We start from the raw sequence: 12,202 nt of genomic DNA, 5'->3' as shown, positions 1-12,202 counted from the left end.
GACGCCCGTGGCCCCTCTTCCCGGCCGGGAAGAGGGGCCACGGGCGTCTCACGGGGTCCTCAGCCGACGCAGAGGCAGAACGGGTGGCCGACCGGGTCGGCGTACACGCGGAAGTCACGGCCGGGCCCGCCCGCGTCCAGGAGCTTGGCGCCGAGCGCGAGCACCCGCTCCTCGCCCCGGTCGAGGTCGTCCACGGTCAGGTCGAGGTGGAACTGCTGCCCGCCCTCCTCCTCGGGCCAGCGGGGCGCGACGTACCCGGCGACCTCCTGGAAGGCGAGCCGCGTGCCGTCGTGCCCGGAGAGCACCACCCAGGAGTCCCCCTCCTCCGAGTCCTCGGACGGGTGCGGGGAGCCGCCGAGGATTCCGGCGTAGAAGGTCGCGAGGGACATCGGGTCGGGACAGTCCAGGACGACGGACCGCAGGGTGGCGACGGGCATGGCACTCCTCTTTCGCGTGGACTCCTCCGCGGGGACCGGACGCCCCCGCCGTCCCCTCCTACCCGCGTCGCGGCGCGGCAAGGCGGTCCGGTCCTCCCCGCGTCGCGGCGCGGCAAGGCGGTCCGGGTCCGGGCGCCGCCCGTCCGCCCCTCGGGGAGGCGCCCCCGGGTCCTACGCCCGCGGCCGCCCCATCGCCCGGTACGTCCACCCGGCCGCCCGCCAGCGCTCCGCGTCCAGCGCGTTGCGGCCGTCCAGGACGGTCGGGGTCGAGACCGCCGCGGCCAGCTCCGCCGGGTCGAGGTCGCGGAACTCGCGCCACTCCGTCAGGTGCAGCACCACGTCGGCGCCGCGCACGGCCTCCAGGGCGGAGTCCGCGTACCCCAGCGTCGGGAAGACGCGGCGGGCGTTCTCCATGCCCTTCGGGTCGTAGACGGTGACCTGGCCGCCCTGGAGGTGTATCTGCCCGGCGACGTTGAGGGCGGGGGAGTCGCGCACGTCGTCCGAGTCCGGCTTGAAGGTGGCGCCCAGGACGGCCACCCGGCGGCCCAGGAAGGAGTTCCCGCCCAGGGCCTCGCGGGCCATCTCCACCATCTGGCCGCGCCGCCGCATGTTGATCGAGTCGATCTCGCGCAGGAAGGTCAGCGCCTGGTCGGCGCCCAGCTCGCCCGCCCGCGCCATGAACGCCCGGATGTCCTTCGGCAGGCAGCCGCCGCCGAAGCCGATGCCGGCCCGCAGGAACTTCGCGCCGATCCGGTCGTCGTGGCCCAGCGCCTCCGCCAGCTTGGCGACGTCGCCGCCCGCCGCCTCGCAGACCTCCGCCATCGCGTTGATGAAGGAGATCTTCGTCGCGAGGAAGGAGTTCGCGGCCGTCTTCACCAGCTCGGCCGTCGGGAAGTCGGTCACCACGAACGGCGAGCCCTCCCCGACCGGCACCGCGTACACCTCGCGCAGCAGCTTCTCGGCCCGGCCGGTCTCCCCGCCGCGCACGCCGATCACGATCCGGTCCGGGTGCAGGGTGTCGTCGACGGCGAAGCCCTCCCGCAGGAACTCCGGGTTCCAGGCCAGCTCCACGCCCTCCGGGAGCAGGGTCGCGAGCCGCTCGGCCGAACCCACCGGCACGGTCGACTTGCCGACCACCAGGGCCCCTTCGCGCACGACCCCGGAGAGGGAGGCGAAGGCGGCGTCCACGTGGCTCATGTCGCAGGCGTACTCGCCGTGCTTCTGCGGGGTGTTCACGCAGACGAAGTGCACGTCGCCGAAGGCACCGACCTCCTCCCAGGAGGTGGTGAACCGCAGCCGCCCGCTCGACCCCTCGACCCCGGCCACGTGCCTGGCCAGCAGGTCCTCGAGCCCCGGTTCGTACATGGGGACCCGTCCGGCGGACAGCATCTCGATCTTCTCGGGCACGACGTCGAGCCCGAGCACCTCGAAGCCCAGCTCCGCCATGGCCGCGGCATGGGTGGCGCCGAGGTAGCCGGTGCCGATCACGGTGATCCTGAGGGCCATGCGGTACTCCAGTGGTGTCGGGCGGAATGCCTGCCCGAGCATAGTCCCGCCCTGGTCGGGGGCTCGGGCACGGCCTCCCCTTCGGGGCGCCCGACGGGGGCGGGCGGGCCCGGGAGGGGGTGGGCGTGGCGGGTTCCGGCGGTTTCGGTCCGTACCGGCCTCCGTGGGCGACTGCGGCCACACCCGCGACCACCCGTCGAGCGCATGACGCGCGCCGCCGGGATCACCCAGGTCCACGAAGGCACCCACCGGGTCCGGCGCCCCGTCGTGGCCCGCCGGCCTCCCGTGGGCACGGGAAAGGGCGCCCCTCGCGGCGAGGGGCGCCCTTTCCCGTACGTCCGGCGGGGTCAGTGGTTCGACTCGACCGTGACCTTCTCGTCGTTCCTGATCTGCTCGACCAGCTGCTTCACCTTCGGCATGTCCCACCGCAGGGAGTTCTGCGGCGCGGAGCCCGCGATCGGCATGTTCATGGACTTGCCGTCGCCGCCGCTGATGCCCTTCATCGCGAAGAACATCTTCCCGAGGTCGTACAGCGACATGTCCTTGTCCACGATCAGCGTGTCCAGACCGGCGCCCAGCGTCGGGTACAGCGCGAACGGGTTGAGGATCGTGCCCGGCGTGGCCGCCTGGTTGGCCAGGGCGGAGAGGAACTTCTGCTGGTTCTTCGTCCGCGCCAGGTCCGACTCGGCGAACGCGTACCGGGTCCGGACGAAGGCGAGGGCCTGTTCGCCGTCGAGGGTCTGCGTGCCGGCCTGGAAGTCGGCTCCGGACTTCTTGTCCTTGAACGCCTTGTCGATGGTCAGCTCGACGCCGCCGAGGGCGTCCACGATGTTCGCGAAGCCGGCGAAGCCGATCTCCGCGTAGTGGTCGATGCGCAGCCCGGTGTTGAACTCCACGGTCCGCACGAGCAGTTCCGGGCCGTCCATCGCGTAGGCCGCGTTCAGCTTGGAGCCGCCCCGGCGGGCCTCGTACTTCTTGCCCGAGGTCGAGCCGACGAACGACGGGATCGTCACCCAGGAGTCGCGCGGCAGCGAGACCATCGTGTTCCCGCTGGAGCAGGCCGCGAGGATCATCATCGAGTCGGTCCGCTTGCCCTCGGCGGAGCCGGTGTGCAGCTTCTTCTTCTCCTCGGCCGACATGCCCTCGCGGCTGTCGGAGCCGACGATCAGGTACGTGGTGCAGTCGCCCTCGGACGGCCGCTCGATGACCTTGGAGAGATCGACCTCGTTGCGCATCCGCGAGCTCGCCCAGGCGTACGTGCCGATGCCCCAGGCGAGGAGGGCGGCGACCAGGACGATCGAGCCGATCTTGAGGCGCTTGCGCCAGTCCGGGGCGGGGCCGCCGGGGCCCCGCGGGTCGTGCTGCGGGGGGACGGTGCCGCGTCCGCCGCCCTGGGGGCCGCCGTACACCTGGCCCGTGTTGTAACCGGAGTCGTACCCCGTGCCCCGGGCCTGGGTGAAACCCTGGTCGTACCCCTGGTCATGACGGGGCGGCTGCTGCGGGACCTGCGGGCGCCGCACATGGCTCATCCTGCGGGGACCCTCGGGCCGGGGGTTCGCGGGGCCGCGGCCGTATCCGCCCTCATCGGGCCAGTCATTCATACGGACCAGTGTGCCGGGCGGGCCTCCGCGTACGACAGGGCGGGTGGAGGATCGGGGCGCGGCTGTTGCCAAGCTGATGCAAAGCGGGCCGAACGGGGACGGCGGAAGGGCCCGGCATAAGGTGGAGGGCATGACAGATCAGGGCGATATTCCGGGCAAGCCCGTCTCGGCCTCCCGCACCACCCTCAGCCACATCATGACCAGCCACGACACCAACCTGCTCGGTACGGTGCACGGCGGCGTGATCATGAAGCTGGTGGACGACGCGGCGGGCGCCGTCGCGGGCCGCCACTCGGGCGGTCCGGCCGTGACCGCCTCCATGGACGAGATGGTCTTCCTGGAGCCGGTCAGGGTCGGCGACCTGGTGCACGTGAAGGCCCAGGTCAACTGGACCGGCCGGTCCTCCATGGAGGTCGGCGTACGGGTCATGGCCGAGCGCTGGAACGAGTCCACGCCCGCCACCCAGGTCGGCTCCGCCTACCTGGTCTTCGCCGCCGTCGACGCCGAGGGCAAACCCCGCCCCGTCCCGCAGGTCCTCCCGGAGACCGAGCAGGACAAGCGCCGCAACCAGGAGGCCCAGATCCGCCGCACCCACCGCCTGGCCCGCCGCCGCGCGATCAAGGAACTGCGCGAGCGCCGGGCGGCGGAGGGGTACGAGGACTAGGACGTACGGGGGCGTACGCGGGGAGGACCGTGCGCGGGGAGGACCGCGGGCAGGGGGAGGGCCGTGCGCGGGCCGGGCCCGGCTACGACGGGCACGCCACCTCGTTCCCGGTGACCGCCTCGAACGGCGTCTCCGCCTCCTCGGCCCGCACCGTTCGCACGCCCCGGTAGTCCGTCCCCACCGTCACCCGCAGCGTCGCGCCCCTGCCCTCCACCGCCCGCAGCTCCGCGCCGGGCAGGGCCGCGCCCAGGGTCTTCGCCGAACGGTCCCAGCGTGGGTCGTACTCCACGACCGTGCGCTCCCGGACCGCTCCGGGCGCCGTCCTCGGGGACCCGGTGGTGGCGAAACCGGCCCCGCGCAGGGCGGTGTCCACCTTCCGGCCGAGCCCGTCCTTCCGGGTCCCGTTCCGGACCTGGACCCGGACCTCGGACGGCGGCACGTCCACCACGGCACCGGACGGGGCCTTCGACGGGGCCGCCGTCCTCCGCGGGGCCAGCGGCCGGTCCTCGCGCAGCGCCCGGAAGAGGTCCGTCGCCTTCGCCGCGTCCCACTTCACCGTCGAGCCGATGCCCTTCACCGGGAAGCTCATGTCCCCGACCGGCACGGACACGAACTCCGACGACGCCGGGGTGAGGCCCCGCATCGCCCTGGCCAGGGACAGCAACCGGTCCGTGCCGAAGCCCTCGTCGGCCCGTACGGAGTCCAGCATGCTCGTGGCCACCGCGCGGAACCGCACCGGGTTGAGCAGCACCCCGCCGCTCGTCATCCGGTCGACGAGGGCCGCGAGGAACCGCTGCTGCCGCTGCATCCGGCCGATGTCGGCGGCTCCGTCGACGTGCCGGGAGCGCACGTACTGGAGGGCCCTGCCGCCGTCCAGCTCGTGGGTGCCGGGGGCCAGGTCGAGCCCGGTGTACGCGTCCTTCAGCGGCTTCGTCGTGCAGATCTCCACCCCGCCGACCGCGTCCACGGTCCGCATGAAGCTGGTGAAGTCGACCTCCAGGTAGTGGTCGATCTTGACGCCGGTCATCGACTCGACGGTCCGCACGGTCAGCGCGGGACCGCCCTCCGCGTAGGCCGCGTTCAGCTTCACCGGGTGCGCGTGGTGCTTCTCGCCGGTGGTGAGGTCGGTGTGCTCGGGCATCTCGGCGTACGAGTCGCGCGGCAGGCTCACCACGCTCGCCCGCTCCCGGTCCTGCGAGAGGTGCACCAGCATCACGGTGTCGGTGCAGTGGCAGGGCTCGCCGCCGAGGCGGTACCGCTCCTTCTCCTCCGGGGTGATCCGGTCCCGGCCGTCCGTGCCGACGACCAGCACGTTCATCCCGTGCCCCGCCTGCGGCCGGTTCTTCATGTCCTTGAAGGGATCGACGCGGGTGAGCCCGGTGTCGAGCCCGGTCACCAGGGCGTGCCCGACGCCGCCGGCCGCGAGGACCGCCACGGAGAGCGCCGTCGCCGTCCGCACCCCCCACCGGGGCCGCCGGCGGCGCGCCGGTGCGCGGCGGGCGGCGGGCCGGGGACGGGGCGTGCGGGACGGTGCGGGCACGGACGGACACCTCCGCGGGCGCGGGACGAGGGAACCATGAGCACCGTAGGCCCATACGATCAGCGCAAAGGCGCACCACCCGTCCGGCGCGCACCGGTGTCCCCCGTTCGCGGTAACGTGGCGGGCGATACCGCCGTCTCGCCGGCGACGATCCCCGTACCGCCGAGGAACCATGCTGCCCCCCGTCTCCGTGATCATGCCGGTCCTCAACGAGGAACGGCACCTGCGCAATTCCGTCCGCCACATCCTGGAGCAGGAGTACGACGGCGAGATGGAGGTGGTGATCGCGCTCGGCCCGTCCACGGACCGCACCGACGAGATCGCCGCCGAACTCGTCCGCGAGGACCCCCGCGTCCACACCGTGCCGAACCCCACGGGCCGTACGCCCGCCGCCCTCAACGCGGCGATCAACGCCTCCCGCCACCCGATCGTGGTGCGCGTCGACGGCCACGGCATGCTCTCCCCGGACTACATCGCCACCGCCGTACGGCTCCTGGAGGAGACCGGCGCGCAGAACGTCGGCGGCATCATGCACGCCGAGGGCGAGAACGCCTGGGAGGACGCGGTCGCCGCCGCGATGACCTCGAAGATCGGCGTCGGCAACGCCGCCTTCCACACGGGCGGTGCGGCGGGCCCCGCCGAGACGGTCTACCTGGGCGTCTTCCGGCGTGAGGCCCTGGAGCAACAGGGCGGCTACAACGAGGAGTTCATCCGCGCCCAGGACTGGGAGCTGAACTTCCGCATCCGCGAGGCGGGCGGCCTGATCTGGTTCTCGCCGGAGCTGCGCGTCCAGTACCGCCCCCGGCCCACGGTGAGGGCCCTCGCCAAGCAGTACAAGGACTACGGGCGTTGGCGCCACGTGGTGGCCCGCTACCACCGGGGCTCCATCAACCTCCGCTACCTGGCCCCGCCGGCCGCCGTCTGCGCCATCGCCGCCGGCGTGGTCGTGGGCGCCACCCTCACCCCGCTCGGCTTCGTGGTGCCGGCGGGCTACCTCGCCGCCGTCACCGCCGGTTCGGTCCCGGCGGGCAGGGGCCTCCCGTTGAAGGCCCGCCTCCGGATCCCCGTCGCCCTCGCCACGATGCACATGTCGTGGGGGTACGGCTTCCTCACCAGCCCCCGCTCCCTCGCGAGGAAGGTCGTCGCGAGCCGCCGCCCGGCGGTGAGGGCGGGCGAGAACGAGACGGTCTGACGGCCGCGTCCGTACGCACGGCGAAGGCCGGGTCCCGGTGGGGGACCCGGCCTTCGCCGTGGGCGGGGGAGTGCGGTCAGCTCTTCCCGTCCCACTTGTAGACGGAGTAGATGTCCATGCAGTCCGCCTTGTCGTCGGCGCCCGCGGGCAGGTCGCCCGCGGTGTGCGTCGGCGTCTTGTAGACGGCGCCCTCCCGCCAGTCCGAGCCCACCACGACGGTGATGCCCCCGGTCTTGGCGTCGGCCCGGACCTTGGCGTCGGGCAGGCCGAGGGCCTTCGCCACGGACAGGGCGTTCGCCTTGCCCCGCTCGCCGTCCGCCGTCGGGTACCAGACGACCGTGTCCTTGCGCGGCTGGGCCTCCTTGGAGGAGTCGGCCTGGGTGAAGCCCTTGCCCCGGAGGGTCTCCTTCACCTTGCCGGCCCTGCCCTCGACCGGCGGTTCGCCGTCGCCCGCCGTGCCGTTGACGACCGTCACGGCGAAGGAACCGGGGGCGTCGGCGGGCGTCTTCGGCTTCGCGGGGCCCGCCGGCTTCGGCTTGGCGCCGGTCTTGGCCCCGTTCTTGTCGAAGGCGATGTCGTCACGCAGCATCGACCACATCTTGTCGGCGGAGGGCGGGATCACCTCGAGCCACTCGTCGGGCTTCGGCGGGTACGGCTTGGTGGGGACCGTGGCCGTCGTGAGACGGTCGATCTTGACGTTCTTGAGCTGCATCGAGAGGTCGAAGAGGCCCTTGACGGTGCTGATCTCGTCGGAGACGTGGAGGGCCTTCGTGGCGGTGTCCGCCAGCCCCATCAGACGGCCGGTGTCGTTCCAGGCGTTCTGGCCCTGGAGCTTCTTCATCATGCCGCTCATGTACATGTGCTGGGCCTTGGCGCGGTTCTGGTCGCTGCCGAACGCGTGCCGGGTGCGCAGCCACTGGAGGGCCTGCTCGCCCTGGACCTCGGTGGTGCCCTTCTTCAGCTTCAGGCCGGAGCCGCCCCTCACCAGCCTGGTCGGCTTGTCGTAGACACCGGTCTTCACGCAGACCGGGACGCCGCCGACCTCGTCGGCCATCGCCACGACACCGGCGAAGTCGACCATGATCCAGTGGTCGATGTAGACCCCGGTGAGGTTCTCCCAGGTGGTGAGGGTGCAGCCGGGACCGCCGCGCTGCAGGCTCTCGTTGATCGGCCGGTTGCTCGTGCCCGGGTAGGTCTTGCCGGCCTTGTCCTTGCACTCGGGGATCTTGACGACCGTGTCGCGCGGTATGGAGACGATCGAGGCGTTCTGCCGGTCGGCCGAGACGTGCAGCAGCATCTGCACGTCGGCGAGCGGTGCGCGGTTCTTGTCGTCGCGGCCGCCGCCCAGGGCGATGTTCTTCTCGTCCTCCCGGCTGTCCGAGCCGATGAGGAGGATGTTCAGCGGGGTGTCGCCGAGCGCGTTCGGCGCGGCCTTCTTCACGCCGCTCTCGCCGCCCGCGCGGCTGTCGCTGCGGATGTTGCCGTTCAGGTGCTCGTAGTACAGGTATCCGGCGCCGGCCGTGCCGAGTATCAGCACCGCCAGGGTGACCGCCACCCAGCGCAGGGCCTTGCGTTTGCCCGCCTTCCTGGAACGCCGTCGCGCGCCGGCGCGGCGGTGGCCGCTACGCGCGTCACCCCCCGCCGTGCCGCGCCGCCGCTCCGCGCGGGTCGACGCGTCCGGGGCCCCGGCGGAGGACTCCTCCTCGCCGGGGGCGCCGGTGTCGGCGCCGGTCGCCTCGCCCGCGCCGTGCAGATCGTCGTCCCAGCCCAGTTCACGGGCGTGCGGAACGCTTTTCCGCGTTCCCTCCCCGCGCACGCTGCTCTGTCCCACCCCAGGTCCCCTCATGGATCAGGAGTACGCCGGCGCCCGGTGTTCCCGGGTCACTTGGCGCACACCTTCTTGTCAGCTTCTACCTTCTCGACGTCCGGCGCCTTCACCGGCCCGTCGACGGGCACCCCCGCGCCCTTGAAGTCGGCGCCGAGGACGAGCGTCATGGGCTCGCGCTCCCCGGCGTTCTGCGTGCCCGGCTTGAGCGCCGTGGCGGGCAGGCCCATCATGTCCGCGAGTTTGCGGGCCTGATCGGCCTGGTTCGGTGCGTAGGTGAGCGTGGTCCGCGCCGCCTTCTCGGGAGCGTTGCTCCTGTTGGCGGAGCGGGTCACGCCCTGCTCGTTCTGCAGCCAGTTGATGGTCGACTGCGCCGCGCCCCGGATGCCGCTGCCGTTGTAGACGTCGACGCGCACCTGGGCGGCGGTGGACCGCGCGCCCTTGAGGAGCGCGGCCTGCGCCTGCGCCTGGGCGTTCTTGGCGTCCTGTTCCTTCTTCTTCACCTCGGTGAAGGAGACGTCGTTCTTGATCATCTCGAACACCGGGGAAGCCTTGGTGGGGTGGAGGACGACCGTCGCCCTCCTGTTGGGCGGCTCGTCCGGGTTGTCGATGACGGGGACGGTCATGAAGCTGATGTTCTTCAGGTCGACCTTCCCGATCTCCTTGGCCAGGGTGGTCAGCTTCAGCGCGCTGCCTATCCCCTTGTCCACCGTCAGCGCCTCGGTCGCCGCGTTCGCGACCGAGAGCAGCCGCGTCGGGCTGCCCAGGGTGTCTTCCTTGAGCTGGCGCAGCATCGACGCGAGGAACTGCTGCTGCATCTTGATGCGGTCCAGGTCGCTCTGATTGCCGAGGCCGTGGCGGTTGCGCAGGAACGCGAGGGCCTGCTCGCCCTGGATGCGGTGGTCGCCTGCCGCCAGGTCGAGCTTGGAGTACTTCTTGTCCCGGAGCGGCTTGGTCAGGCAGACCTTCACGCCGCCGACCGCCGTCGAGAGCGTCTTGACGGCGTTGAAGTCGACCATCATGAAGTGGTTGATCCCCACCCCGGTCATCTGCGTGACGGTGCGCATCGTGCAGCCCGGGTCGCGGCCGTTCACGCCGAACGACTCGTTGAACTTGGTCTTCCCGACCGAACCGGGGATGACCTTGGTCGAACCGTCGGGCTGCTTCGTGGGGCAGTCCGGGATCTCGGTCTTGAGGTCCCGGGGGATGCTCAGCGCCGTCGCGTTGGTCCGGTCGTCGGAGAGGTGGATGAGGAACGTGGTGTCGGCGTGGCCGGTCACGTTGCTCTTGTTGCCGTAGCTCTCGTTGCCCGCGCCGGTCCGGACGTCGTTGCCGATGATCAGGATGTTGAGCGGCCCGTCCATCGTGGGCGTCTGGACCGCCGCGTCACCGACGTCCACCGTGCCGATGTTGCCGTTGAGCTTCTCGTAGACCAGGTACGCCCCGGTCGCCCCGCCCACCAGGACGAAGGCCATCGTGCCGCCGGTCCACAGCAGGACCTTCTTCTTGCGGGAGGCGGCCTGCCGGGGCCTGCGGCGGCTCGCGGGCGGCTGCGGGCCCCCGCGGCTCTGCTCGGGGACCCGGCGCCGGCGCTGGCCGGGGACGGCCGCCTCGGTGGCGGTGGCGGTGCCGCCCTCGGGGGCGGCGGCCGGGACGGCGGCGGTGTCGCGGGCCCGGGAGGAAGGGCCCGGGTGCTCAGCGGAGTGGTCCAGTCGCAGTTCGTAGTTGCCCGTCTGCGGGTTGAGCACCCACTGGTCGGCGGGGTCGATCTCGTCCGCCCGTCCACGGCTGTGCGCGTCCACGGTTACTCGAATCCTCCGTCGGTGCCACGCGAGGCGCCTTCCCCAGGGGGCGCCGCTCTCTCGGTCGTTCGATCCTTGGTGAGTGCGACGACCGCGAGGTCGGAGTGCACCGGATCGCGTCACAGTATCCGCCCCGTTCGGCGTGGGGCGACGACCGTGACAAATTCCACGCCCCTTATATCCGGGCAATTGGCTCAAACGTCATCTCGCCCCGCCCTCCCCTTGGTTCGCCCTTTACTCATCCTTCTCACGAGGTTCTCGCGACCCCCGTTCACGAGCAGATCCCCTCCGCCGCGTTCCGCCCGGTGTAGGTCGGAGTGGCGGAGGGGGCCGTGGAGGGAGACGGCGGGCTCTCCGTTCCCGTTCCCGTTCCCGTCCCCTCCTTCTCCTTCTCGCCGGGCTCCACCGCCACGGGCTCGTCCTTCCGCAGCTGTTCGAAGAGCCGGCTCGCCGCCGGCTGCACCAGTTCGTCCCGGTTCGCGTTGTGCGCGTACGGGCGGCGGGGGACCGTGAGGAACTGCACCCGCTCCGTCGGGACGGCCCGCATCGAACGCGCCAGGTCGTACAGGTCCCGCATCGAGTCGAGCCCCTCGTCGGTGGTGATCGACTTCGTGGCCGCGTCCAGGACCGGGTAGAGCTTGGCCGGGTTCAGCAGGACCCCGTTGCTCTGCACCTTGTTGACGAGGGCGCCGAGGAACTGCTGCTGGCGGTCCATGCGGTCGGTGTCGCTGCCGTTGCCGATCGACTTCCGGGCCCGTACGAAACCGAGGGCCTGTTCCCCGTGGAGCGTCCGGCGCCCCGCGGGCAGCTTCAGGTGCGCGTCGGCGTCGTCCACGGGCTCCTTGAGGCAGACCTCCACCCCGTCCACGGCGTCCACCATCTTCTTGAAGCCCTGGAAGTCGATCACCATGTGGTGGTCGATCCGGACGCCGGTCAGCTTCTCGACGGTGCGGATCGTGCACGCCGCGCCGCCGGCCTCGAAGGACTGGTTGAACTGCGCGAACCGCTCCCGGGTGCGGTTCCCGTCGGCCTCGCGGCAGCTCGGGACGGTGACCATCAGGTCGCGGGGGAGGGAGACGGCCGTGGCGCTCCGCTTCCCCGCCGCCAGGTGCAGCAGGATCACGGTGTCGGAGCGCTGGGTGCCCTTGTCCCTGCCGTACTTGCCGTTCTCCTCGCCGGACCGGGTGTCCGAACCGATGAGCAGGATGTTCCGCGCGGCCGAGGAGCTCGCCGGGGGGCGCTCCTTCTCGTACTTGCGCAGTTCGTCGGCGGCGCCGGTGTCCGTGGTGATGTTGCCGTCGAGCTTGCGGTAGAACCACCAGCCGGCCCCGGCCCCGGCCAGCACGGCCACCGAGACGCCGAGCGCGGTCCAGCGCAGCCAGCGGTGCCGGCGCGGCTTCTCCGGGGGCCCGGCCGCCGCGTCCCCGGAGGTGCCGGCCGCCGCGTCCTCCGGGGCACCGGCGGTCCCGCCCTCGGGGGCGCCGGTCGCGCTCTCCCCGGGCGCCGGTGGATCCGGTTCGGCGGGCGTGCCCGCGCGGTCCGTCACGTCTGCGTCCGTCCTTCGTGGCATCGGCGGCACGTCGGGCGGCCACCGGTCGCGGAGGAAGACGGCCGAACCCGACGCTTGGTTGTGCG

The 12,202-nt window shown here is 72.0% G+C and carries 9 protein-coding genes; 2 read left to right on the top strand and 7 right to left on the bottom strand.

The window, feature by feature from the left end; translation table 11 throughout:
* Window positions 1–59: 59 nt before the first annotated feature.
* The 3 genes from ACZ6AQ_RS20415 to ACZ6AQ_RS20405 form a co-directional block, all read right to left on the bottom strand.
* Entirely contained in the window at window positions 60–437 is a 378-nt protein-coding gene (locus ACZ6AQ_RS20415) for a VOC family protein (protein ID WP_468761072.1), read from the bottom strand.
* A 171-nt stretch (window positions 438–608) separates the two neighbouring features.
* Window positions 609–1,943 (bottom strand): UDP-glucose dehydrogenase family protein, encoded by a 1,335-nt coding sequence (locus ACZ6AQ_RS20410; RefSeq protein WP_468761070.1) that lies wholly within the window; start codon window positions 1,941–1,943, stop codon window positions 609–611.
* A 347-nt stretch (window positions 1,944–2,290) separates the two neighbouring features.
* A complete protein-coding gene (locus ACZ6AQ_RS20405) occupies window positions 2,291–3,544 on the bottom strand; it encodes an LCP family protein (protein WP_468761068.1) in 1,254 nt (417 codons plus the stop codon).
* Window positions 3,545–3,674: 130 nt separating this feature from the next.
* On the opposite strand from ACZ6AQ_RS20405, the gene ACZ6AQ_RS20400 reads away from it, so the two are divergent.
* Entirely contained in the window at window positions 3,675–4,208 is a 534-nt protein-coding gene (locus tag ACZ6AQ_RS20400; protein ID WP_388692828.1) for an acyl-CoA thioesterase, read from the top strand.
* Window positions 4,209–4,290: 82 nt separating this feature from the next.
* Here the strand turns inward: ACZ6AQ_RS20400 and ACZ6AQ_RS20395 are convergent, their stop codons facing one another.
* Window positions 4,291–5,748, bottom strand: coding sequence for an LCP family protein (locus ACZ6AQ_RS20395; RefSeq protein WP_468761066.1), 1,458 nt, complete (start codon window positions 5,746–5,748; stop codon window positions 4,291–4,293).
* Window positions 5,749–5,920: 172 nt separating this feature from the next.
* Here ACZ6AQ_RS20395 and ACZ6AQ_RS20390 point away from each other — a divergent pair, with 172 nt between their 5' ends.
* Window positions 5,921–6,940, top strand: coding sequence for a glycosyltransferase family 2 protein (locus ACZ6AQ_RS20390; protein ID WP_468761064.1), 1,020 nt, complete (start codon window positions 5,921–5,923; stop codon window positions 6,938–6,940).
* A gap of 76 nt (window positions 6,941–7,016) precedes the next feature.
* Here ACZ6AQ_RS20390 and ACZ6AQ_RS20385 read toward each other — a convergent pair whose 3' ends face one another.
* From ACZ6AQ_RS20385 to ACZ6AQ_RS20375, 3 genes are all read right to left on the bottom strand, one after another.
* Complete coding sequence (locus tag ACZ6AQ_RS20385; protein ID WP_468761062.1) at window positions 7,017–8,771, bottom strand: LCP family protein; 1,755 nt, start codon at window positions 8,769–8,771, stop codon at window positions 7,017–7,019.
* Window positions 8,772–8,821: 50 nt separating this feature from the next.
* A complete protein-coding gene (locus ACZ6AQ_RS20380) occupies window positions 8,822–10,567 on the bottom strand; it encodes an LCP family protein (protein ID WP_468761060.1) in 1,746 nt (581 codons plus the stop codon).
* A gap of 271 nt (window positions 10,568–10,838) precedes the next feature.
* Window positions 10,839–12,113, bottom strand: coding sequence for an LCP family protein (locus tag ACZ6AQ_RS20375; RefSeq protein WP_468761058.1), 1,275 nt, complete (start codon window positions 12,111–12,113; stop codon window positions 10,839–10,841).
* Between the last annotated feature and the right edge of the window lie 89 nt (window positions 12,114–12,202).

The organism is Streptomyces sp. NPDC041191 (assembly GCF_055591945.1).
Note: the sequence above shows the minus strand (reverse complement) of the source record. Positions and strands in the feature narration are given on the sequence as shown.